Below are 23,078 nucleotides of genomic sequence, written 5' to 3' on the forward strand. Positions count from 1 at the left end.
GTATGCCAAGCCGCATGGTTGTCAGGCTCTCTGGCGCAGATCTTCGCTCAAACCCAGCTTTTTCTCGATGAGCGCGGCGATCCCGGCGATGTCGTCGAGGTTAAAAACGGGTTTCCCTTGTCCGTCGACTTCGTAGTCGGAGGCAATCGCCAGGACGGACGCGTCGTTGGCCGCCAGCAGCTTTTCCGGTGCGACGGCGGCGCGGCGCACTTCGATTTTCGGAATGGCCGCCGACTTGTAGCCTTCGACCAGAATGACGTTCGCTGGTTTGAGACGGGCCGCGACGGTTTCGAGCGCCGGCTCTCCCGCCGCCTCGATCTCCTCGATGATCGCGACGCGTGAGCCCGATACGATGGCCGTTTCCGCCGCTCCGGCCGCGCGATGCCGCTGCGTGTCGCTACCCGGCGCATCGATGTCGAACTTGTGGTGCGTATGCTTGATCGTCGCGACGCGCAGGCCCTTGTCCGCGAAATGCCGCGCCAGCTTTTCGATGAGCGTCGTCTTGCCGGAATTCGACCAACCCGCGACTCCGAAGAGCGGAAGCGCGGAATTACCGGAGTGCAAATCTGAGCTCATGTGCATCTTTCATGCTTTGCCGACGAATGCGCGTGCAGTGGTGAGATCATCCAGCGTGTTGACGTTGAGAAACGGGTCTAACGCCGTACCATCAATGTTACGCATCGCGAACGGCACCGCAACTGCGTTCAGCTGTTTCGTCAGCGCGTTGACGCTGAGCAAGCGTTGTTGCAGCGCATCAGCGATGGCAGCCCTGGAAGTCACCGGCCAGATTGCGATGGTCGGATGACGCTGGCCGTCCGACGTTGCAACCGCAATGCCGCCGCCGCGCTCGCCATCGAGCCTCTGAACGAGATCGCGAGGCAGAAAAGGCACGTCCGTCGAGACCGTCGCGAGCGCCGTGCAATCGTTTGCGTACTGATTTTGCCAGTCCAGCGCCGCGAGAAGCCCGCTCAGCGGGCCAAGCTCGGCATTTTCTTGGTCGATAATGGTTGGAAGATCGAAGCGCTGGAAGCGCTGCGGGTCGCCGTTGATGCTGAGAATCAGCCGCCCGACCTGCGGACGAAAGCGCGCGATGACGTGCTCGAGCACGGTCTCGCCGCCAAGATCGGCCAAGCCTTTATCCCCGCCGCCGAAGCGGCGCGATTTCCCGCCTGCGAGGATGACTCCGAGTATGCGATCGCGGTCCGCCATGGACGACGCTTTAGCATTCCTCCCGCGCCTCGCAAGTTGCGCGGCGGCAAACCGGACCCGGCCCATTGGCCGCGTGCGTCTGGCTTCCATCCTTTCCCGCATCGATTTATACCGGTTCCAAACAGGTCCGTTTCGCGCAGCGCCTCGCCGCGCCCAGGAGACTCCCCACATGGCGATTGAAAAAGCCGAGGTGCTCGCTGCACTTCGCCGGGTCAAAGGCCCCGATCTGAGCAGCAATATCGTCGATCTTGGCCTTGTCTCCGAAATCCTGATTAAGGACAATCGCGCCTATTTTTCGATTACCGTTCCGGCCGAGCGCGCCGACGAACTGGAGCAATTGCGCCTCGCGGCAGAGGCTGTCGTTGCTGAAATCAAGGACATTCAGGGCGTCACCGCCGTTCTGACGGCGGAAGCGACCGAAGGCGCGCCCAAGCCGCCGAAGCGGACGGTTTTGCCGATCGGGCGTGTCGAGCATCCGCGCGTCCAGGCGGCGCGCGCCAAGGGCGCCACCGGCGACGGAGCGGCGCCACGTCAGGCAGCGGCCGCGGCGGCAACCGGGCAGGGCGTCAAGGCCCAGGGCATCCCAGGCGTCAAACAGATCATCGCCGTGGCGTCCGGCAAAGGCGGCGTCGGCAAATCGACGATCGCCGTCAACCTGGCGCTCGGACTGCAGGCCATCGGCTTGAAGGTCGGCATCATCGACGCCGACATTTACGGGCCGTCACAGCCGCGCCTTCTCGGTGTTTCCGGCAAACCGCAGGTCGCGCACGGCAAAGTCATCAAGCCGCTTGAAGGGTGGGGCCTGAAAGTCATGTCGATGGGCTTCCTCGTCGACGAGGATACCCCAGTCGTCTGGCGCGGCCCGATGGTCGTCTCCGCATTGAGCCAGATGCTCCGCGAGACCGAATGGGCCGGTGACGGCGCCGAACTCGATGCGCTGATCATCGACATGCCGCCCGGCACCGGCGACATCCAGCTGTCCATTTCGCAAGGCGTGCCGCTATCGGGCGCGGTCATCGTCTCGACGCCGCAAGACTTGGCTCTCATCGATGCCCGCAAAGGCATCGCGATGTTCAAGCGCGTCGAAGTGCCGATCCTCGGCATCGTCGAAAACATGAGCTACTTCCTCTGCCCGAAGTGCGGCGAGCGCTCGGACATCTTCGGACACGGCGGCGCGCGCGAAGAAGCGCGAAAACTCGGCGTGCCGTTCCTCGGCGAAGTTCCCCTGCGCATGGAAATCCGTGAGGCGTCGGACGCCGGCAAGCCGGTGACGGCCGCCGAGCCGGAAAGCAAATACGCGCAGATCTTCCGTGATCTTGCCGGTCAGGTCTGGACCGAAGTCGAGCGCGCCAAGGGTACGCTGACGCCGCCTCCGCATCTCGAAGTGGCCGATGACGGAAAACTTTTAAAGGCGGCTTTTCCGGACGGTCGCTCGTTCGAAATGTCGGCGGAATTCTTGCGGGTCGTCAGCCCGTCGGCCGAAGTTCAGGGCCATTCGCCGTCGCAGCGGATCACGGTGCCGAAAAAGAAGCACGTCAAGATCAAGGCCCTGACGCCGGTCGGCAACTACGCCACGCGCATCGCCTTCGACGACGGCCATAACTCCGGACTTTACACCTGGGGTTATCTGCATCTACTCGGCCGCGAGAAAGACGAACGCTGGGGCAAATACCTCGAGGAGCTCGCCGCCAAAGGCTTGACCAGAGAGTAGGTGGAACGTGATGTTGGCGCTGCTGGCATCGGTGCCATTGCTGTCGTTGGTAATCTGGCTTGCGCTTGGCCTCGTCACTCTACGCGGAAGGCGCTACTTATGCGCGGCTTCCAGAAGTTTTAGTTTCGCAACGGCCGCTTTGATCGGCGAGAACGGCCCGAGCTTGTGCTGCTCTATCGAAAAGCCATCGGCATAAGGCCCATACGGCGCGTCGACCGGCTTTTCCAGCTTATCCGGATAATCGCGATCGAGGTTCGGCAGTGCCGGACGGGCTTGCGCATTGATGTAGGCGGCAACGTCCCAGGCGTCGTTGGGTGAAAGCGCCGGCTGCTTCCAAGTCGTGCCCGCCGGCATGTTGCTATGAATGAAATTTGCGGACGTGATCAGCCGGTTCATGCCGGCTCCGTCGTTGAAACTATCGGCGCCCCATAGCGGCGGAAACATGTAGCCCTTGGCGTCTCCCACTTTGCCGTTGCGTTGGCCTTGTCCGGTGTTGCCGTGACAGGCCGCGCACGTTGTGGCGTAGACTTGCCGTCCCTTCTGAGGATCCGCCGCACGATCGAGTTCCGGCATGGTGCCGCTGTCGCGCCCCTCGATCGCGCCGCCGGCCGGATGGCCGGTCGCAAGGAATTTGAGATAAGAAACGAGCGCCGTTATTTCCGGTCCTTCAGGCGGCAGCGGCTTGCCGTTCATGCTGCGCTCCATGCAGTTTTGAATGCGCTCCTCGATCGTTTCGACGCTTCCGATCCGCGCCGCATAAGCGGGAAACGCCGCATAGACTCCCACAAGCGGAATCCCAAACTCTTGCGTCCCCGCGTTGATATGGCAGCTCTGACAATCAAGGTTGTTTCCCGCGAGGCGTTTTGTAGCGTCCGCCACTTCAGGCCCGATCAACGACGACGTCTTGCTGATGAGATTGCGGCCATACCGCACCGTTCGTCCTGCGGTGTCGTCCGGCAGCTTGTCGATGTCGGGAACAGACCACGCCGGACTCGATGGCGGACTCGATTGAGAAACCGCGGTGTCCGCTAGGCACGTCGGAGACGTCGCGAGAGCGAACACAAGGAAAGTGGCGCTGAAAGCTGCGGTTTTACGACTGATCATGGTTCGGCACCCGATACACCGAGGCCAAGGTACAGGAGCCCATCGCTTTTGTAAGCGGGGCTCCCGGACTTGGTTTGCCGTTTATGCGGTCCTGAGACCTGATTTGATGCGAATTTGCGCGCTTAGGCAAAGTAAGTAGCGCAGAGCGCCGCGACCTATTCCGCCGCGGTCGCTTCTTCGAGAGATGCAGCCGCGTCCTTGGCGCTCTCGAACACGCGTGTCTGCAATCCGCGACGCCGCAAGGCATCCTGCAACTTCTGCCGGGTCAGGGTGCTCGTCGCATAGCGTGCGGTTCGCGCATAATAAGTCTTCGACAAATACGCCACCATGTCGGCATAGGCATCGTAAAGGTCCTCAGCGATCCGGCATCGATCCTGATTGATCAGGGTGTTGACGCGACGGCCTGCCTTTTCGCATGCCTCCGCGATCGCCTTCTGCAGATCGGTAATATCGCTTTTTTTGCGCACGCTCCACGCGCTGAGATCGACGGAAAGGACGTTGCGCTCCGCGTCGTAAGACATGCGCTCACCGAGTTTCTGATTGAGAAGATCGGAAAGAAGATCCATCGGCCCTTCGCGGAAGATCGCCGGATTCATCGGGATCGGGTTGTGAATGTGCGGCTTGAACGCCATGTGCGGAAGAATATCGCGCTCGATGTCGATGCCCGGCGCGACTTCGATCAGCTCAAGTCCGTGGTCGGTGAGCTGGAACACGCAGCGCTCCGTTACGTAGATCACCGGCTGCGATTTCTGCGCCGCATACTTGCCCGAGAACGTGACCTGCTCGACTTGATTTACGAACTTCCTGGCGCGGCCCTCTTTCACAATTTTGAGCTTGCCGTCCTCGATCGCAACCTCGAGTCCTCCCGCTGTGAACGTGCCCGCGAAGACAACCGCGCGCGCGTTCTGCGAGATGTCGATAAAGCCGCCGCAGCCGTTGAGCCGTCCGCCGAACTTGCTCGTGTTGACGTTGCCCATGCTGTCGCATTCCGCCATGCCGAGGCACGTGAGCGCGAGACCGCCGCCATGGTAGAAATCGAACATCTGGTTCTGGTCGAGGATCGAATGCGCGTTCGCGGATGAGCCGAAGCTCGATCCGCCCGCCAGCACGCCGCCGACCGCGCCCGCTTCCGTCGTCATCACGAGATAGGGCGTAACCTTCTCTTCGTTGGCGACGTTGGCGACGCCGTCAGGCGCACCGACGCCGAGATTGATGACGCCGTTCGGCGGCAATTCGAACGACGCGCGCCGGGCGATGATCTTGCGCTCGTCGAGCTTCATGGTCGGCAAGTTGTCGACGGTGACGCGCACTTCACCGGCCAGCGCCGGATCGTACATGACGCCGTAATTCATGCGGTGCATCTCGGACGTTTCAGCGACAACCACGCAGTCGACGAGAATGCCCGGAACTTTCACGTCCTTCGGTTTGATCGAGCCGTCCGCGACGAGACGTTCGACCTGCGCGATCACGACTCCGCCGTTGTTGTGCGCGGCCATCGCCTGCGCCAGAACATCGAGCGTCAGCGCTTCCTTTTCCATGCTGAGATTGCCGAGCGAGTCGGCGCTCGTCGCGCGAATGAGTGCAACGTTGATGGGCGTCGCCTTGTAGAATAGCCACTCCTTGCCTTCGACCTCGACCAGCCGCACGAGATCTTCCTTCGTCACCGAATTGACCTTGCCGCCGCCGAGACGCGGATCGACGTAGGTGTGCAAACCGACTTTGGTGAAGAGGCCCGGGCTTCCCGAAGCGCAGCTCCGGTAGAGTTTGGAAATCACGCCCTGCGGAAGATTGTAGCCTTGAATCTTGTCTTCTTGCGCGGCGACGGCAACCTTCGGCATGCGCCCGAAATTGGCCGCGATCACGCGCTTCAGCAAACCTTCGTGATGCAGCCGCCCGGTGCCGAGGCCTTTGCTGTCGCCCGCGCCCGCGCACATGATCAGCGTCAGATCGCGCGGCGCGCCCGTCTCGACGAACCGCTTTTCGAGCGCCGCATGCAGCGATTCAGGAATGCAGCTCTGGACAAAGCCGGTGGTCGCAATGACATCACCCGGGCGGATACGTGCGATGGCTTCATCAGCCGAAACGACTTTGTTGATGGGCATGTTGGCGTTTCCCAGGGTGCTCCCCCGCTCGGCTTCGGCGGATTTTCATCCTGCGAAAACCGGGAGGTGTTGTTGCTTTGTTCGTATTCGGCAGACTGCTGATGAGCCCACATGAGCGCAATAGCTTTTCTCGGGTGTCGGCGCACCACTCAACCGGGTAACGCCGCACTATCCGGCCGCATTTCAGAGGTTTTTGCCGCACCCTGGCGCACGGCTGCCATGTCGCCGGAATGCGGGCTCATGCGCGTTTGATGCGTGGTAGAGAGCCCAGATGACCGAAGTCCTGCGCCGCAATCTTATCCCGCTGATCGTCGCCACGGCTCTCTTCATGGAGAACATGGACGCGACGGTGCTCGCGACCTCGCTGCCGGCGATCGCGAAGGACCTCAGCGTCAACCCCATTAACCTCAAGCTGGCGCTTACGACGTACCTTCTTGCGCTCGCTGTTTTCATTCCGGCGTCGGGATGGATGGCGGACCGCTTCGGCGCCAAGAACATCTTTCGCGCCGCCATGGTCGTGTTCGCCATCGGCTCCATTGCCTGCGCGCTGTCGACCGGCCTCTTGAGCCTCGTCGCCGCGCGCGTGCTCCAAGGCATGGGCGGCGCCATGATGACCCCGGTCGGCCGTCTGATCGTCCTGCGGACGGTGCCGCGTGCGGAAATCATCGGCGCGATTGCATGGCTTTCCATTCCCGCGCTCGTCGGCCCCGTCGTCGGGCCTCCGCTCGGCGGCTTCATCACGACGTATTTCAACTGGCGCTGGATTTTCTGGATCAACATTCCGGTGGCGCTACTCGGCCTCGCGCTGATTACGCGCTTCATTCCGGACGTGCGCGAGGATGCGCCATCGCGCTTCGATCTGCGTGGCTTCCTCTTGATCGGCCCGGGCTTGTCGCTGTTCCTCACCGGCGTCACGCTGATAGGCGTTGGCTTGGCGACGCCCGAGACGATCGGAGCCCTCATCTTGCTCGGAGCAGCGCTGCTGGCTGCCTATGTCTGGCACGCGATGGGCGTTCCCGAGCCGCTGATCGATCTCAATCTGCTATCGATCCCGACCTATCGCGCCGGTGTCGTCGGCGGCTTCCTGTTCCGTGTCGGGCTCGGCGCCGGGCCGTTTTTGCTGCCGCTGCTGTTTCAGGCGGGCTTTGGCCTGACGGCTTTTCAGTCCGGCATGCTGACCTTCGCGACGGGCGTCGGCGCGCTGTTCATGAAAACGCAGGTCGCGACGATTCTGGCGCGCTTCGGGTTTCGCCGTGTGCTGCTCATCAATGCGATCGTATCGAGTTTGTTCGCATTGCTGCCCGCCGTCTTCACGATCGACACGCCCGCGCTGATGATCATTCTGCTGTTCCTCGCCGGAGGACTGTCGCGCTCGCTGCAGTTCACGAGCCTCAACACGCTCGCCTACGCCGACATTCCGCCTGAGCTTCTGAGTCGAGCGACGAGCTTCGCCGCCGTCTGCCAGAACCTGTCGGGCTCGGTTGGAGTCACCATCGCGGCAATTGGGCTGGAACTCGTGCAGAAGGTCGAAGGCGGTACAGCCATCGAGGCCGCGCACTTCCCGCCCGTCTTTCTGCTGATCGCCGCGATCTCGGCGTCGTCGGTCTTTATGTTTATCCAGCTTTCGAAATCGGCGGGTGCGTCCCTGCTACCGACCGAAGCGATGAAAGCCGCCGAACCCGCCAAGGACGCCGCCCGCCTTAGCGAGCCTTTCTAGCTGCGGGGTGGCGGGATGACCCGGAGAAATCGCGAGGCGGATCGATGTCCTCTGAACTCATAGACGCCAAGATCAAGGCGCTGGGCGACTGGCGCGGCCAGACGCTCGCCCGAATCCGTAGCCTCATCAAAGAGGCCGATCCCGATGTGATCGAAGAGGTGAAATGGAGAAAGCCGTCCAATCCGGCTGGCGTTCCGGTCTGGGAGCACGATGGCATCGTCTGCACGGGCGAGACGTATAAGTCGCTCGTAAAGCTGACCTTCGCCAGTGGCGCGTCGCTACAGGATACCTCGCACCTGTTCAACGCGAGTCTCGAAGGCAGCACGAGGCGCGCCATCGACATCCCTGAAGGCGGCAAGATCGATGAAAAAGCATTCAAGGCGCTCGTTCGCGCCGCCGTGGCGTTGAACACATCCAAAGCCGCCGTCCGTGCATCTCGCCCACGGAAGAAACCAAAGAGCTCCTAAGCTCGCTAGTAAGTCCGATCATCCAACGCCGCCCTTGCAGACAGCACGAAAGCCGCGACCGGGAAACCCGATCGCGGCGCCTGTCACTGTATGAAGAAAGCCAAGGCGACTACGCGCTTAGCGGCCAGTTCCCGGAGGGGAGTCGCTAGGCGCAAAGACAACTTCCGCGCCGGGCGGCCGGCTCCCCGAAGGGGAGTCGCCCGGCGCAAAAGACAGAAGTCTTTCTTTATTAAGCCGCCTTCGCCTGGGCCCGCTGACGCTGAGTCTTGCGTGGCGCTTTCGCGATCACACGCAAAGCCGGCACGTCGAGGTCCGCCTGCGCCCGCTTGCGCTGGATGACTGCCTCGCGCGCCCCGAAGGCGTCCGCGAGAGCGAGCAAAGCCACTTCCGGCTTTACGCCCGCACATCCACGCGCGTCGACGGCCGCAAAGCCCGTCCGCGAGCATGCCTGCAGAGAGAGGTGCCCGGAACTCAGGAGCGCGACACCCGACACGCCGCCACCGGCGACGCGGTCAAGGTGGAGACTCTTGAGCTTGAGACCCAGGGTCTCGACGGCACGCTTCGTCGCACGCTCGGCCGACTTGATGTCGTCGAGGCGCTTGGCGCCGTGGAGATCGATAAAGATCGTAGTCCCTGCAGTGTTTACGCTTCGATCGACGATCGGACTCGGATTCGAGTCTTGAACTTCCGCGTTGAACTCAGCGCGCGAGTGATCTTCCTTTTGGGCGGTGCTTGAACGAGTCAAGTCCATCCCCAATTGGAAGAGGGTGTCATTAAAGGCCATATGACCCTCCCCAACCAGTAGACAGGTTTGACTCGCCCGCTCCTTACCTCATTGGTTCTGGAAAACCTCGACCATGTTGGCAGGTGGACAGACGAGAGAGCGTGCATATGAGGCCTATGCCCCCCCTACGCAAGATTTTTTTTGCCCCATGCCGAATTTTTTTTCGTCGTGGCGGCCCAGGAGCTTAACGGGATGTTTCGCAATTCGTGTCACGCGTCGTTTTGACGGATGAAGCGTGCGCTTTTGACGTCAAATCCGCGTCAAAAATGACGCCCGCTAGTCGTTCTGTTTACCGAAAAGCTTATTCAGCAAATTCTTCGCCGCCTTCTTCGTGTTGGCCTTGTCTCCGGTGGCGTCGTCGTCGGTCTTGCCGAGCAGGTCGTCGGCGATCTCGTTGACGCTTTTGCCTTTGTACTTCTTCCCAAGCTCCTTGATCGTATCGACCGCCTTGCCTGGGTCGGAGAGCACGCCTTTGAGGTCGGGCCGGTAGCTCGGACGATCCCACGAGCCCGTGATTCTCACCGGCACTTCGATGCCCGATTCCGTCGCGTTGCCGTTCTGGCCTTCAAGGGAAGCCACGAGCTTCGGCTTGACGGTATAGTCGACCGTCCTCTCGGGCATGTGGACGGACCCCGCGCCACTCACGCGCAGCAGTGGGCTGAGCAGCTGCAGATCCTGATTTTGCGCCACGCCATTGGTGACGGTGAAGGACGCGGCAAGCGCGCTAAAGTCAGTCTTCTCCGACGGCGATTTCCTGAACCCGGAAAAATCGCCCTTCGCGAGGCCGTGCAGCGCGCCGGGTAGGTTGAAGCCGACGACCGCCCCATCGGCAAACCGGAATGCCGCGTTGCCATTGAGGCTTTCGACGAGCTGCAACTGGCTCTGGCCGTTGGCGGCGAGGTTCAGCGCCACGTTGGCTTTGCCGGAAAGCCATTCGAAATTGGCGGCGTCGCGGAGGAACGGCAGCGCCGAGACACCTTGCAGGTTGACGTTCGCGGCGAGGTTGGCCGAGCCCGCCGAGCCGTCGAGCGTTACGCTGCCTTTGCCGTGGCCCTGATATAGCGCCACGTCGTCGAAGTCGGCCCGCATCGCGGCGTCCTTCACAGTGATCGCAACCGACGACCGCCCGAGCGTCATGTTCTTGAAATGAATTTTTCCAGCGTTGGCGCGCACGTTGCCATCGGCGACGCCGAGAAGCGTCAGATTGAGCTTCTCGCTCGACCATCCGGCGCGCTGGACGGCGCCGTAGACTTTCGCAGCCGAGTTCGATGCCGGGTTCGATGCTGGAGCGTTGAGCAACTTTTCGATCTCGTCCGGCTGCTTTGCGCCGCCTTGCAAGCTTGGACTGGCCGGAGGCGCAGCGGCAGGAGGAGTTCTGGTATCGCCACCGCCCTCGGTTGCAATCTCGCCGGTGACCGCGCTCGTCAGATAGTGATTGAGATCGAGTTCGGAGATCGAAAGATCGGCCTCGACGAACGGGCGCACGCCGCCGGTCGTGACCCGGATCGTTCCTTTTGCGGCGGCGCCGTCGAGCCCGAACTGAGCATCTTGGAAATCGGTGACGTTGCCGTTCGTTTTCAACGTGCCTTGGATCGACAGCAGACCGAAGCCCGAAACCGGCGGTAGCCGCGTCCCAAACCATTGCGCAAGCGCGCGAGCGGAATCGGATTGGGCTTTGACCTGACCGTCGAGCGCGACGCCTTCGTCCAGCAGAACGCTGCCATCATAGGACGCCGACAGCACGTCGTTCTTCGCATTGAAGGTCAGACGCGCCGCCTGCTGCCGGTTGAAATTGGCAAGGTCGGTGACTGTGCCGTCGAAATCGAGCTGCTTGTCGCGCCATGCAAAATTGCCGGTCGCGGACAGTGGCTTGCTGAGCGAGGGAAGCCCGAGCCTAGCGTTGATACCATGCACCTGCTCGGTTCTGCCGGTCCGCTCGTCGGTGAAACGGAACGTCCCGCCTTCGATCCGCACATCCTCGAGCTTCAGGTCATGCATCGCGATGCGGGCGGATGCGGCGGGTGCAGCATCGGCGGAAGCCATCACGATCGGCGCGACGTCGCGGCGCGTGTCGGATTCCTGAAGCTCGGCATAGCGGACTGGCTCCGCGCCGGAAGCAAATCGCCAGTTCTTCCGGCCGTCCTTGCCGATGCGGAAATCGAATGTCGGATTCCTCAGAACCAGCGAATGGATTTCAGCTCGCCGCGACAATAGCGCCGATGCATTGATGCTGACATCCAACGCCTGCATCTCGGCGAGCTTGCCGTCCATGCCGGGTGGTCCCGACAGCGACACGTCTTTGAGCGAGATGCCGATCGCCGGATAGAACGTGAACGACGCCGGTCCCGCCATCACGAGTTCGCGCCCGGTCCTCGAGCGAACTTCGTCGGCAATCCGCTGCCGGATGAAGTCGCTCGGCGGATTGAAGGCGAGATACGCGACGCCCGCGCCGCCGATGACGATCACGAACAGAAAAAAATATACGATGCCGAGCAAGAGACCGCTGCGTCGGCGCGGCGGAGGTGGCGGCGGCCCCCGGCGCGGACCGGAACCGAGCGGCGCCCGCACGTAGTTTCCCCTCGAACCGGGAAGCTGCGGTGGTGGCCCAGGGGGTTGCGGTCCCATTCAAATCCTCGACATGCGGTTAGCGGCTGGTACGTAGAACTTCAGGCCATTATATGATCCGTCGCCTGGGCGTCGGACGTTTTTTGTGTCGCGGAGGACGAATGTCGGTTCGGCGGAAAGCAATATTGTGGATGATTGTCTGCTTCGCGGCGATCCCCGGCGCCCGCGCCGCCGACATGACCGCGCGACAGGTGACGGCGTTCCTCTTTGCTGTGCCCTCGGGACGAACACCCAATCTCTCGAACAAGGATCTATCAGGCCTCGATCTGAGTGGCCTCGATTTCAAAAAGGCGAAGCTCGACGGCGCCAATCTCTATGGTTCCGATCTCGCCGGGGCCAATCTCTCCGGCGCAAGCCTGAAATCGGCGCGGCTCGATCGCGCGACGCTGATCGGAGCGGATCTGTCGGGTGCCGACCTCTCCGGCGCCAGTATTCTAAGGCCAAATGTCTTTGTCGATATGGAGGCGCCGCGACAGCCGATTCTATCTTTCAGGAACGCGCGCTTGGTAGGTGCCCATCTGAACGGCCGGTTTGATGCCGTCGATTTCAGCAACGCAGATCTGACGTCGGCGATCTTTGGTCCGCGAGATCCCCGCGAGGAAGTCTTGATCACCCCAATGGCAAGCCTCGCTGCCGCGAATTTCAGCGGTGCCAATCTGCGCGAAGCCAACCTCAGCATGAACAGCCTCGAGAACGCGAATTTTACCGGAGCCGATTTGACGCGAGCGAATCTGCGAGACGCTCGCCTCGGCGGCGCAAATTTTGCGGACGCCAATCTCGACGGAGCCGACCTGACGGGAACGACGACGCGCGGCGCCAACCTGACCGACGCGCGCGGCCTGCAATCCGCGATCGGACTATCTGCAACCAGATAATCTCGCAGCTCTGCGTCCGGTTGTTATTGCAATATAAGATTGCATACCAAGGCCACGAGTCCGCCCAGGTTGTGCCACACGACTCACTGAGTCTCGTCGCTCATGAATGTTGTGGCGTCCGTCCTATCCGCAAAACTGAGCCGCACCGGTCGAAAGACCGGTGCGTTTTTCGCTGTGCTCGCGACTTTGCTTCTTGTCCCGGCTATCGCCGCTGCCGTGACGGGACCGGCCGCGAACAATGATCCGGCGATCATCACGGGGCAGGCGCGCGTCATCGACGGCGATACGCTCGATGTCGGCCCGACGCGCATCCGCCTCGAAGGCATCGACGCGCCGGAGCTGGCACAGACGTGCCGCACGGCGTCGGGTGAAAGCTGGGACTGCGGCAAGGCCGCCGCCGCGTTCTTGCGCGCCATGGTGCAACAGAAAGACCTCGACTGCGACCGCACCGGTAGCGACGTCTATCATCGCACGCTCGCCCTGTGCGTCGAGGACGGTATCGATATCAACGAAGCCATGGTCCGCGCCGGCATGGCGTGGGCGTTCGTCAAATACTCACGCGCCTACGTTGACGTCGAAGCCGATGCTCGGGCGAAAAAGGTCGGTGTCTGGCAGGGCGCCGCCGAAGCGCCTTGGGACTTCAGACATGCCGGATGGCAGGTCGCGCAAGCGACCTCCCCGGGCGGCTGCGCGATCAAGGGCAACATCTCATCGCACGGGCATATCTATCATATGCCGTGGAGCCCATGGTACGGCCGTGTGAAGATCGACACGGCGCGCGGCGAGCGATGGTTCTGCTCCGAAGCTGAGGCTCTCGCAGCCGGCTGGCGTCCCGCGTTCCCCAACTAATCGCCACGAACTCTGCCGCTCACGAACTGGTCGTCGCGACTTTGCGCGCTTCAGTCGGGTCGGCAGACGTCAAGGCTTGTGCGGCTGTGACTTTGGGTTCGAGCCAGCCTCTGTAGTGCGCGATCTGGCCGATGAGCGGCACGCTGATCGCCACGTCGAAACAGAACCGCCCGCGATCGTCGACAAATTCGCGCGTGTCCGATCTTGGTGCCAGCGCACGCGGAAGCACGATTGGGCCTATCCGCCAGCCAATGACTGGCATTTCGATCCGCTCGCCAACGGCATTGATGCGAAGCAGGATCTGGAACGGCCCGAAGCGCTCCGAGACGACGTCACTGCTTTCATGCGTCAAGTGAGATGCAAAACGCCGCCCCGCGAAGTTTCGCGTCCAGGTTTCCCGCCCCGCACGCCGGTCGACGCTGACGGTTATTGGAACGTCGCGTCCGGCGGGCGGAAACCAGAATGCGAAACGCACAAACCGCGCAAGCGGATTCCGCGCCACGTCGACGTCGGCTTCTCCCGACCAGACGGCAGCGCCGTCATTATCGTGGAATGCACGTAGCGGGCGAAGCAGCGCGCGATAGGCGTCCGCTCCGCACGCTTCCGCAAAAAGGCTCGACTCCCGGCTGCTAACGGCGCTTGATCGCGATGTACGGAGCGACGGCGCAAGCATTTCCGCTTCGATCGCGTCCAAGGAGAGAATGCCAACCGCCGCACCTGCGCCTGCTGCAACCCCACCCCTGAGAAGCGCGCGAACCAGAGCTAACGCCGGCAAAACCGGTACATCCGGCCCCGCTCCTTTTTCGGCGATCAGCTTCCACTGCGAGCAAATCTGGCGGCCATCCTGATCGACACCCGCGCAGTCGACGGTCATGCCCCCGCGATCTGAGGCCGCAAGGCTCGTCAACTTCCGCGCCGATCGGAGAAGCGGCGCAAGCGGCCGCAAATTTCCGACGATGCCGAGCTGTCTCAGTTTCGCGAGGCAGAGCAGCCCGAACTGCTCGACGCGCGATTCAAGCCCGGCATGGAACGCAACGCGCGACGTGATCGCAAACCGCGCTGGAAGCAAATCCGCGTCCGCCGTCTCGACGGGCGAGAGATAGCGAACGCCAAGCCCATCGATGCGTGAGCGTTGCACGCTGCCCCACCCCGAAGTTTCCGCGCGCTGACCTTGCGAAAAAATCGTGATGGGCGATCCGGCGTAGCTCAGGATCGCACTGATGACCGCTTCACCGACGTCGCCTGCTCCTCCCGGCGTGATGGCGATATCGACGGTATCGACGCGCCGCCAGCCGCGCGTCAGGCTCGCGACGACGGCATCCGAGAGCGCGGGCGTGGAGCTTGCCCCTGCGCGCGCCACCAATCCGCGACCGCGCGCAAGCCCATCAAGCTCCGCTTCGAAACCGAGGAGATAGTCGCGTGCGTCGGCAAGATCGATCCAGTGCGCGCCCATGTCGAGGACAGCCCGCGCCAGACGATAATCCGCCGATTGAAATGGTCCCGACGCATCGATGACGAGCCAGGGAGAGAACCGCCGCAAGCGCTCGAGACTTGCCGGATCGTTGCATTCGAATGCAAGGAAACTCACGGTCGACGACGCGTGTGCTCTCTCAATCGCATCCGCCGCATGTCGCGCCCGCGTCTCATCGCGCGACGTCACGACGAGAGAAATTTCGGGAATGGCCGCTAGCCGGTCGGCCAGCCGCCGCCCAAAAAATCCCGTTGCGCCGATCAGCACGACGCGACGCATCGGCTCTTCCTGCATCCCGCACACCGAATGGAAAAAGGCGCACCGTTGAGATGCGCCTTTTTATTTTGATCAATACCTATCGGGTCCGCCTGGTCCTGGCCCCGGCCCACGATCATTGGGACCGCGATCATCCGGACCCTGATCGTACCGTTCGTCGTCGCGGCGCGGTGGCGGCACCGCCCGGCCCGGCGGTTCGTCTCCGCGTGCCAGCAGCGGCGTGATACGTCGGACCGCAACGCGCCGGTTCAGACGTTCCGCCGCCTGCGTCGGCACTTTGAGATAGTCCTCGCCGTAGCCCTGCGTGACGAGGTTCTCGAACGGAACCTGGAACTCTTCGGTCAGGACTTCCGCAACCGATTCCGCGCGCCGATCGGAAAGCGACAGGTTGTCTTCCTGCGAGCCGACCGCATCCGTGTAGCCTTCGATCATGAAGACCTCGTTGGGGTTGCGTGCGATCACGCGTTTCATGCCGCGAGCCACGCGCTCGAGCTTGCGGTATTCGCCCGGATCCACTTCCCAAGAGCCGAACTCAAAGTTGATGTCATCGAGGTCGATGCGGCGCATGCGGTCGCGCAGCGTTGCCGTCGCGCGGATTTCGTCCAGCGTGTAGCGATCGCTGAACTCGTCCACAGGAGGCGCGCTCAGCGCGTCATAGACGGCCTCGTCGCTCGCGCCTTCGTACTCGACGATGTACTGGTCACGCGGAATGCGGACGCGCGGCGGCGGCACATCGAGAACGGAGTTGAGGATTGCCGCTCCGGCCACGACGCCGATGCCGATCCCGACACCCGCTGCGATATCGCGACCTCTGACGCCACGGCGGTCCCTGCGGCGGTTGTCGATGATGATCACATCGCGGCCGTCAGGCCCGCGCCGGTAGCGCCGGAGCAGACGTCCGTCCGCATCCGTCTCGGAATAGATTTTCATATTCCCTGGCCGGTCGATGACGGCGATGTTCGTGCCGCTCCGGCCCTTCTCGAAGCGCGCATTCGGAGCGACGCGCCGCAGCCGTTCCGTCTCGTCATGCTGAATCACGAAACGGTTGTTCTGCTTGAAGATCGTCCGGTTGCCCGGCTCCTTGATCATGACGCCGCCGCCTGCGATGGTTTTCTCGGTCCGCTGCTTGCGCAGATTTTCGAAGCGCACGCGTGCGTCAGCTGCCGACGGCGGCTTCGGAAGATTTCTCGCCCGATCCGCAGCTCCACCGAAACCGCCGACCGATGGCCTCGGCCGTCCGTTCGGCCCAGCGTCCGGTCTGTTACCGGCCCTATCACCGGCTGGCGAAACATCGTTCGGAGCCGCACCGGGATTGGAATCCGGCCGCCGATCGCCGAAGCGTTTGCCGTCACGCTGGCCATGATCTCCGGTCTTGGGCTGGTCCTGCGCCCGGTCCTTGGAAAACGTATTCGGAGGCACCGTCTCCTTCGGAGCGGCGTTGATGACGGGAGGAGATTCCTGCTGTTTTGGCTGTTTCGTGAACGACGGCCGGTTGCCGTCTTCGTTCCTGCCCGGTGCAAAAGCCGGCTTGTTCGGCTGCGGTCGCGGCTGCTGTTCTGACTGTCCTTGCGGTTTAGATTCCTGCTGGCCGCCGCCGCGCTTGTTCTCGCGAGGCTCCTGCGCCTGCCGGTCTCCGCCGCGTTTGTTCTCGCGAGGATCTTTCCCTTGCCAGCCTGCGCCGCCGCCACCACCGCTGCGACCGTCCTCGCGCGGCGCCCGCCGCTCGCCGCCATCGCGTCCGCGCTTCTTGTTGTCTTTCTCCGTTGCGGAGTCGCCTTGGGGTGGCTTGTCATCCGCGAAAGTTACGGTCGGTACCACGATAAAGGCCGACAGGAGGGAAGCCGCTGCAACAGCCGCCTTTCGGTGCGAGATCATAAAGTTCCTCTCGAAATCTGACGTCGTCGCGCGTCACCGATGCGAATCGGCGCGCGGGGCGCTTACATCGGGAGCAAAAGCGCGGCCGGTACGGCAATTCTGCGGCAGAGAGCTGTCCCTGGCCTGAATAATCGATATTAACTTAAGCTCGCACTCACGTGGCGAGCACCGCCCGATGCGCGACCTTGATATCGAAAGCAGCCGCCAGCAGCGCCTTCGTATAGTCGTCCTTCGGATGATCGAAGATTTCCCGCGACGGACCTTCCTCGACGACTTTGCCGTTTCTCATCACGATGACGTAGTTGCACAGTGCCCTGACGACTTTGAGGTCATGGCTGATGAACAGATACGCGAGATCGCGCTTTCTCTGCAGGTCGCGCAAGAGATCGACGATCTGCGCCTGCACGCTCATGTCGAGCGCGCTCGTCGGCTCATCCAGCATGACGAACTTCGGCTTCAGGACCATGGCGCGCGCGATTGCGATGCGCTGCCGCTGTCCGCCCGAAAATTCGTGCGGATAGCGATCGCGGGTTGCGGGATCGAGCCCGACTTCCTGTAGCGCCGTCGCGACCCGCTCTTTGCGGCCGTCTTCGTCGAGTTCCGGATTTTGGATCAGCAGCCCTTCCTCGATGATCTGCTCGATCGTCAGACGCGGTGACAACGACCCATAGGGGTCCTGGAAAACGATCTGCATTTCCTTGCGCAACGGCCGCATCTGCTTGTTGTTGAGGCCGTCGATGCGCTTGCCGACATAGGCGATCGGACCCTCGGACGAGAGCAGCCGCAAGAGCGCCAGCCCGAGCGTCGTCTTGCCCGAACCCGATTCTCCGACGACGCCGAGCGTTTCACCCGCCCGCACTTTCATCGAAAGCCCGTCGACCGCTTTGACGTAATCGACCGTCCGCTGCAGCCAGCCGCGTTTGATCGGAAACCAAACCTTGAGATTGTCCGCTTCGACGACGACGGGCCGCGAAGCGTCAACGGCGGGCGGTTCGCCCTTCGGCTCGGCTTCGATCAGATGCCGCGTGTAAGGATGCTTCGGCGCGGTGAAAACGTCTTCCGTATTTCCGGTTTCGACGATCTCACCGTTCTTCATCACGTACACGCGCTCGGCCATGCGCCGCACGATTCCGAGATCGTGCGTGATGAGCAGCATCGCCATGCCCATTTCTTTTTGCAGCGCTTTGAGCAGCTCCAGGATTTGCGCCTGGATCGTGACGTCCAGCGCCGTCGTCGGTTCATCCGCGATCAGAATATCCGGCTGGTTTGCGAGTGCGATCGCGATCATCACGCGCTGCCGCTGACCGCCGGAAAGCTGGTGCGGATAGGCCGACAGGCGCTTTTCCGCATCGCGAATGCCGACCTTGGTCAGAAGCTCGACGACCCGCGTGCGCGTATCGTTGTCGGAAAGCTTCTGGTGCAGCTTGATGATCTCGCCCACCTGCACCTCGATCGTGTGCAGTGGATTGAGCGTCGTCATCGGCTCTTGGAAGATGATCGAAATACGCTTGCCCCGGATGGCGCGAAGCTGCGCTTCGTTGGCTTTCAGAATATCCTTGCCCTCGAACAGGATTTCTCCCGTCGGATACGAGGCGGACGCCGGGAGAAGCTGCAAGATCGACATCGCGGAAACGGTTTTGCCCGATCCGGACTCTCCGACGAGCGCGACGATCTCGCTCGTGTCGATATGGAAAGAGACGCCGTTGACGACGCGCGTCGCGTCCGCGCCGTCGCCGAAAGCGACGGAGAGATTGCGCACGTCGACGAGCGGGGCAGTGTCGGCCATCATTCTTTCCCCTGCATCCGGAACGTCTTGCGCGGATCGAGCGCGTCGCGCACCGCTTCACCCATGAAGATCGCGAGCGATAGGATGATCGACACGGCGACGAAGCCAGAGATGCCGAGCCACGGCGCCTCGAGATGCTTCTTGCCTTCGAGCAGAAGCTCGCCCAGCGACGGCGACCCGGGCGGCATGCCGAGGCCCAGGAAGTCGAGCGCCGTCAGCGCCGCGATGCCGCCAGACAGCTTGAACGGCAGGAACGTCAGCGTTGCGACCGTCGCATTCGGCAACAGATGCTTGAAGATGATCTGCCAGTCTGAAAGCCCGAGCGCCCGCGCCGCGCGCACGTATTCGAGATTGCGCCCGCGCAGGAATTCGGCGCGCACGAGCCCGACCAGCGACGTCCAGCTGAAGATCATCAGAATGCCGAGCAGCGTCCAGAAGCCTGGAATGAACAGAGACGACAGGATCAGCAGCACGAACAGTTCCGGGATCGAATTCCAGATTTCAAGCAGCCGTTGGAAGATGAGATCGACCTTGCCGCCGAAGTAGCCTTGCACGGCGCCTGCGATGATGCCGAGCGCCGACGACACGATTGTCAGGATGAGTCCGAAGAGAACCGAAATCCGGAATCCGTAAATGACACGCGCGACGACATCGCGCCCCTGGCTGTCGAGGCCGAGCCAATTGGTATTTCCAAGCTCATGGAAGCGCGCCAATTGATCGGCCGGCGCATCGCAAAGCTTCATTGAGGATGACCACGGCGGCGGCGATGGATAGCCGAGGCAGATACCACCCGTTCCGATGCGTCCCGGATAATCCTTGTTGATCGTATCGTAGGAATATCGGATCGGCGGCCAGATCATCCACCCGTTGGCGTTGATCTCGTTGGCGATGTCGGGAGTTCGGTAGTCCGTTATCGCAAGAAACCCGCCGAATTTCTCTTCCGGATAGTCGACGAGAACCGGAAACAGGATTTCGCCCTTGTAGCTGATCATCAGCGGCCGGTCGTTGGCGATGAATTCCGCGAACAGCGAAACCAGAAACAGTCCGGCGAACAGCAGGAACGAGCGATAGCCGAGCTTGTGTGCCTTGAAGCGCGCAAGCCGCCGGCGATTGACTGGCGACAGATGGAAACGCCGTTTGAAGCGTTGCCAGCGTGTCGTCTGCGCGGGCGAGGTGGTCTCAATCCGTTCGCTGTCGGTTTTCTGATCCATCCGGCTCAAACCTCGCGCGTCTCGAAATCGATGCGCGGATCGACAAGGGTGTAGACGAAGTCGGAGAGAATGCCGACGAACAGCCCGACCAGCGAGAAAATGAACAGAGACGCGAATACGACGGGATAGTCGCGCTTCTCGATGCTTTCAAACGACAGAAGCCCTAGTCCGTCCAGAGAGAAAATCGTTTCGATCAACAGCGCACCGGAGAAGAAGGCGCTGATGAACGCCGACGGGAAGCCGGAAATCACGAGCAGCATCGCGTTGCGGAAGACGTGCCCGTAGAGCACCTGATTTTCGGTGAGCCCCTTGGCGCGCGCCGCGACGACGTACTGCTTGCGGATTTCATCAAGAAACGAGTTCTTGGTCAGGAAGGTCATCGCCGTGAATGATCCGACCGCCATGGCGATGATCGGAAGCGTCAGGTGCCATAGATAGTCGGTGATTTTTCCGAACAGCGAGAGCTGGTCCCAGTTGTCGGAGAACAGTCCGCGCGACGGAAACCATTGGAAGAACGACGAGCCCGCGAACAGAATGAGCAGCAGAACCGCGAACAGAAATCCGGGAATGGCGTAGCCAACGACCAGAACGGCGCTCGACCAAGTGTCGAACGGTTCGCCGTCCTTCACCGCCTTGCGGATGCCGAGCGGGATCGAGATCAGATACGTCAGCAGCGTCATCCATATTCCGAGCGAAATCGAAACCGGCAGCTTCTCCTTGATCAGCTCAAGAACCGAAACGTCGCGGAAATAGCTCTTGCCGAAATCGAACGTGGCATAGTTCTTCATCATCAGGAAAAAGCGTTCGTGTGCAGGCTTGTCGAAGCCGAACTGCTTTTCAAGGCTCTTGATGAAGGCGGGGTCGAGCCCCTGCGCGCCGCGATACTTCGATGTGATCGCATCGGCGCCTTGTCCGAGTTGCGCCGTCGCGGAGTTGCCGCCGCCCAAGGCATCGCCGCCTCCGCCGCCCATGCGGCTGATGATCGAGGATGAATTTCCGGTCAGTTGCGCGATCATCTGTTCCACCGGTCCACCCGGTGCGAACTGGATGATGACGAAGGAAAACAGCATGATGCCGAACAGCGTCGGTATGACGAGCAGCACCCGTTTCAAAAGATAGATGGCCATCAGGGCTTCGCCGGTTGCTGTTGCGGTTGGGTTGCGGGCTTGCCGGAAGCGAGCGCCTCGGCCTTCTTCGGGTCGAACCACCACGTATCGAGCACGCCCGCATCATACTTCGGCTGCACGTCCGGATGCGAATACTTGTTCCAATAAGCGATTCCGTACGACGCCTTGTACCAGTGCGGAACCCAGTAATGCCCGGCGCGAAGTACGCGGTCGATGGCGTTCGTCGCTGTAACGAGTTCGGCGCGCGATTTGGCCGCCGTCACCTTGTCGATCAATCCGTCGATGGCCGGATCTGAAATACCCGCGAGATTGAACGACCCGTCGAGCTTGGCAGCCTCCGAGCCCCAATAGCTGCGCATCTCGATGCCGGGAGTAAGCCGAAGCGAATAGCGCTGCGTCGTCGCGTCGAAATCGAAGGACTTCACGCGCCGCTCGTACTGGCTCGGATCGACGAGGCGCCACGACGCGTTGATGCCGATACGCTTGAGATTGTCCGTGTAAGGAACCGTGATGCGCTCGAACGCGGCTTCGAAGTCGAGAAATTCGATCGTCAGCACCTCGCCCTTGGCATTGTGCAGCATGTGATCGGCGCCGGGCTTCCAGCCGGCGGCGATCAGCAGGTCGCGAGCTTTTTTCAGGTTGTCGCGATTGTTGCCGCTGCCGTCAGTTACGGGTGGCATGTAAGGTTCGCCGAAAACTTCCGGAGAAAGCTTGTCCTTGTAAGGTTCAAGCAGCGCCAATTCCGCCGGACTCGGCAGCCCGGTCGCCTTCATGTCGGAGTTTTCGAAGTAGCTCGTCGTCCGTTTGTAAAGTCCGTAAAACAGCTTCTTGTTCGACCATTCAAAATCGAACACCAGATCGAGCGCTTGCCGTACGCGCGGATCTTTAAATGCATCGCGCCGCGTGTTGATGAAAAACCCTTGCGCGCCGGATGGCCGATTGTCAGGCAGAGTCGTCTTGATCAAGCGGCCGTCGCGAACAGCGGCGATGTCGTAGCCTGTCGCCCACGAGACGCTCGAAAACTCCTCGCGGAAATCGATTTGCCCGGACTTCAGCGACTCGAGTTCGATGTTTCGGTCGCGATAATAATCGTAGCGGATCTCGTCGAAGTTGAAGCGACCGCGATTGACCTGCAGATCCTTCGCCCAATAGTCCTCACGCCGCGCGTAGGAAATGAACGTGCCCGGCTTGAAATCCTTGATCCTGTAAGGTCCGGACCCGAGCGGCGGCTTCAGCGACGTTTCCTCGAACGGCTGCGTTGAATAATAAGCCTTGGACAACACCGGAAGCTGCGCCACCGTAATCGGCAGATCGCGCGTCAGCGTTCCCTGGAACGTATAGCGCACCGTTTCCGCGTCCAGCGCTTCTGCCGAAACGACGTCGTGCAGCGGCTGCGACAGCGCCGGGTGCCCTTTTTCCTTGATCGTCTTGAACGAGAAAACGACGTCGTCCGCCGTGATCTTCGTGCCGTCCGTAAACTTCGCTTCGGGGCGCAGCTTGAACGTCACCGACATGCGGTCGGGCGCAACATCGGCCGACTGCGCGACCAGACCGTAAACCGCGTCGGGTTCGTCCTGCGCGCGAACCATCAGCGCGTCGAACAGAAACTCGAGCCCCTGCGCCGCGTCACCTTTCAGGATATGCGGATTGAGATTGTCGAACGTGTTCGCGCCGCCGGTGCCAAGCGTCACGATTCGTCCGCCCTTCGGTGCATCCGCATTGACGTAATCGAAGTGCTGGAAGTCGGCCGGATATTTGAGTTCGCCGAAAACGGAAAGCCCGTGGCGCGGTTCGGCGTCGGCGACCGTTATCAGGAGGGGCGACAGAAGCACCGCCGCCGCTGCAGCGAGAGCGGTTAATCGCGGCATCACGAGCATTCGCGTCTGAAA

Annotated in this window: 17 protein-coding genes; 5 read left to right on the plus strand and 12 right to left on the minus strand. The window is 61.7% G+C overall.

The window, feature by feature from the left end; all coding sequences use genetic code 11:
* Positions 1-21 precede the first annotated feature (21 nt).
* Together mobB and mobA are read right to left on the minus strand one after the other, a co-directional pair.
* Positions 22-576: a molybdopterin-guanine dinucleotide biosynthesis protein B gene (gene mobB / locus WC026_RS04195; RefSeq protein ID WP_372709550.1), complete on the minus strand. Its 555-nt coding sequence runs from the start codon at positions 574-576 to the stop codon at positions 22-24.
* 9 nt (positions 577-585) lie between these two features.
* Complete coding sequence (gene mobA / locus WC026_RS04200) at positions 586-1,209, minus strand: molybdenum cofactor guanylyltransferase MobA (RefSeq protein WP_372709551.1); 624 nt, start codon at positions 1,207-1,209, stop codon at positions 586-588.
* A 169-nt stretch (positions 1,210-1,378) separates the two neighbouring features.
* Between mobA and WC026_RS04205 the strand changes: the two genes are divergently transcribed.
* Positions 1,379-2,920, plus strand: a complete 1,542-nt coding sequence (locus WC026_RS04205; protein ID WP_372709552.1) for a P-loop NTPase — start codon at positions 1,379-1,381, stop codon at positions 2,918-2,920.
* Positions 2,921-3,013: 93 nt separating this feature from the next.
* On the opposite strand, the gene WC026_RS04210 is transcribed toward WC026_RS04205, so the two are convergent.
* Positions 3,014-4,024 carry a c-type cytochrome gene (locus tag WC026_RS04210; protein WP_372709553.1) on the minus strand — a complete coding sequence of 337 codons (1,011 nt, stop codon included), beginning with the start codon at positions 4,022-4,024 and terminating at the stop codon, positions 3,014-3,016.
* Positions 4,025-4,179: 155 nt separating this feature from the next.
* Positions 4,180-6,126 carry an acyl CoA:acetate/3-ketoacid CoA transferase gene (locus WC026_RS04215; RefSeq protein WP_372709554.1) on the minus strand — a complete coding sequence of 649 codons (1,947 nt, stop codon included), beginning with the start codon at positions 6,124-6,126 and terminating at the stop codon, positions 4,180-4,182.
* A gap of 271 nt (positions 6,127-6,397) precedes the next feature.
* Here WC026_RS04215 and WC026_RS04220 point away from each other — a divergent pair, with 271 nt between their 5' ends.
* Both WC026_RS04220 and WC026_RS04225 read left to right on the plus strand, forming a co-directional pair.
* A complete protein-coding gene (locus tag WC026_RS04220; protein WP_372709555.1) occupies positions 6,398-7,843 on the plus strand; it encodes a DHA2 family efflux MFS transporter permease subunit in 1,446 nt (481 codons plus the stop codon).
* Between the two features lie 44 nt (positions 7,844-7,887).
* On the plus strand, positions 7,888-8,310 hold the full coding sequence (locus WC026_RS04225) for a DUF1801 domain-containing protein (RefSeq protein ID WP_372709556.1): 423 nt from the start codon (positions 7,888-7,890) through the stop codon (positions 8,308-8,310).
* Between the two features lie 229 nt (positions 8,311-8,539).
* Here the strand turns inward: WC026_RS04225 and WC026_RS04230 are convergent, their stop codons facing one another.
* The gene (locus WC026_RS04230; RefSeq protein ID WP_372709603.1) at positions 8,540-9,061 is read right to left on the minus strand and encodes an S-adenosylmethionine decarboxylase family protein; all 522 of its coding nucleotides are present in this window, start codon (positions 9,059-9,061) and stop codon (positions 8,540-8,542) included.
* Positions 9,062-9,370: 309 nt separating this feature from the next.
* Positions 9,371-11,719 carry an AsmA family protein gene (locus tag WC026_RS04235; RefSeq protein WP_372709557.1) on the minus strand — a complete coding sequence of 783 codons (2,349 nt, stop codon included), beginning with the start codon at positions 11,717-11,719 and terminating at the stop codon, positions 9,371-9,373.
* Between the two features lie 101 nt (positions 11,720-11,820).
* On the opposite strand from WC026_RS04235, the gene WC026_RS04240 reads away from it, so the two are divergent.
* Positions 11,821-12,594, plus strand: coding sequence for a pentapeptide repeat-containing protein (locus WC026_RS04240; protein WP_372709558.1), 774 nt, complete (start codon positions 11,821-11,823; stop codon positions 12,592-12,594).
* Positions 12,595-12,696: 102 nt separating this feature from the next.
* Positions 12,697-13,443 (plus strand): thermonuclease family protein, encoded by a 747-nt coding sequence (locus WC026_RS04245; RefSeq protein ID WP_372709559.1) that lies wholly within the window; start codon positions 12,697-12,699, stop codon positions 13,441-13,443.
* A 19-nt stretch (positions 13,444-13,462) separates the two neighbouring features.
* On the opposite strand, the gene WC026_RS04250 is transcribed toward WC026_RS04245, so the two are convergent.
* The 6 genes from WC026_RS04250 to WC026_RS04275 all read right to left on the minus strand — a co-directional run bounded on the left by WC026_RS04250 (position 13,463) and on the right by WC026_RS04275 (position 23,066).
* A complete protein-coding gene (locus WC026_RS04250; RefSeq protein ID WP_372709560.1) occupies positions 13,463-15,193 on the minus strand; it encodes a DUF4166 domain-containing protein in 1,731 nt (576 codons plus the stop codon).
* Positions 15,194-15,262: 69 nt separating this feature from the next.
* A complete protein-coding gene (locus WC026_RS04255) occupies positions 15,263-17,065 on the minus strand; it encodes an OmpA family protein (RefSeq protein WP_372709561.1) in 1,803 nt (600 codons plus the stop codon).
* 154 nt (positions 17,066-17,219) lie between these two features.
* Positions 17,220-18,851 (minus strand): ABC transporter ATP-binding protein, encoded by a 1,632-nt coding sequence (locus tag WC026_RS04260; protein WP_372709562.1) that lies wholly within the window; start codon positions 18,849-18,851, stop codon positions 17,220-17,222.
* Positions 18,851-20,062, minus strand: coding sequence for an ABC transporter permease (locus tag WC026_RS04265; protein ID WP_372709563.1), 1,212 nt, complete (start codon positions 20,060-20,062; stop codon positions 18,851-18,853). The genes WC026_RS04260 and WC026_RS04265 overlap by 1 nt, the downstream gene beginning before the upstream one ends.
* A gap of 5 nt (positions 20,063-20,067) precedes the next feature.
* A complete protein-coding gene (locus WC026_RS04270) occupies positions 20,068-21,189 on the minus strand; it encodes a microcin C ABC transporter permease YejB (protein WP_372709564.1) in 1,122 nt (373 codons plus the stop codon).
* Positions 21,189-23,066 (minus strand): extracellular solute-binding protein, encoded by a 1,878-nt coding sequence (locus WC026_RS04275; RefSeq protein WP_372709604.1) that lies wholly within the window; start codon positions 23,064-23,066, stop codon positions 21,189-21,191. The genes WC026_RS04270 and WC026_RS04275 overlap by 1 nt, the downstream gene beginning before the upstream one ends.
* Between the last annotated feature and the right edge of the window lie 12 nt (positions 23,067-23,078).

The organism is Hyphomicrobium sp. (assembly GCF_041674905.1).
Lineage (GTDB): Bacteria > Pseudomonadota > Alphaproteobacteria > Rhizobiales > Hyphomicrobiaceae > Hyphomicrobium_B.

Bases quoted from the DNA above. Each gene is read 5' to 3' on its own strand.
- mobB (WP_372709550.1), bottom strand. From the start codon at position 576: ATGAGCTCAGATTTGCACTCCGGTAATTCCGCGCTTCCGCTCTTCGGA.
- mobA (WP_372709551.1), bottom strand. From the start codon at position 1,209: ATGGCGGACCGCGATCGCATACTCGGAGTCATCCTCGCAGGCGGGAAA.
- WC026_RS04205 (WP_372709552.1), top strand. From the start codon at position 1,379: ATGGCGATTGAAAAAGCCGAGGTGCTCGCTGCACTTCGCCGGGTCAAA.
- WC026_RS04210 (WP_372709553.1), bottom strand. From the start codon at position 4,024: ATGATCAGTCGTAAAACCGCAGCTTTCAGCGCCACTTTCCTTGTGTTC.
- WC026_RS04215 (WP_372709554.1), bottom strand. From the start codon at position 6,126: ATGCCCATCAACAAAGTCGTTTCGGCTGATGAAGCCATCGCACGTATC.
- WC026_RS04220 (WP_372709555.1), top strand. From the start codon at position 6,398: ATGACCGAAGTCCTGCGCCGCAATCTTATCCCGCTGATCGTCGCCACG.
- WC026_RS04225 (WP_372709556.1), top strand. From the start codon at position 7,888: ATGTCCTCTGAACTCATAGACGCCAAGATCAAGGCGCTGGGCGACTGG.
- WC026_RS04230 (WP_372709603.1), bottom strand. From the start codon at position 9,061: ATGGACTTGACTCGTTCAAGCACCGCCCAAAAGGAAGATCACTCGCGC.
- WC026_RS04235 (WP_372709557.1), bottom strand. From the start codon at position 11,719: ATGGGACCGCAACCCCCTGGGCCACCACCGCAGCTTCCCGGTTCGAGG.
- WC026_RS04240 (WP_372709558.1), top strand. From the start codon at position 11,821: ATGTCGGTTCGGCGGAAAGCAATATTGTGGATGATTGTCTGCTTCGCG.
- WC026_RS04245 (WP_372709559.1), top strand. From the start codon at position 12,697: ATGAATGTTGTGGCGTCCGTCCTATCCGCAAAACTGAGCCGCACCGGT.
- WC026_RS04250 (WP_372709560.1), bottom strand. From the start codon at position 15,193: ATGCGTCGCGTCGTGCTGATCGGCGCAACGGGATTTTTTGGGCGGCGG.
- WC026_RS04255 (WP_372709561.1), bottom strand. From the start codon at position 17,065: ATGATCTCGCACCGAAAGGCGGCTGTTGCAGCGGCTTCCCTCCTGTCG.
- WC026_RS04260 (WP_372709562.1), bottom strand. From the start codon at position 18,851: ATGGCCGACACTGCCCCGCTCGTCGACGTGCGCAATCTCTCCGTCGCT.
- WC026_RS04265 (WP_372709563.1), bottom strand. From the start codon at position 20,062: ATGGATCAGAAAACCGACAGCGAACGGATTGAGACCACCTCGCCCGCG.
- WC026_RS04270 (WP_372709564.1), bottom strand. From the start codon at position 21,189: ATGGCCATCTATCTTTTGAAACGGGTGCTGCTCGTCATACCGACGCTG.
- WC026_RS04275 (WP_372709604.1), bottom strand. From the start codon at position 23,066: ATGCTCGTGATGCCGCGATTAACCGCTCTCGCTGCAGCGGCGGCGGTG.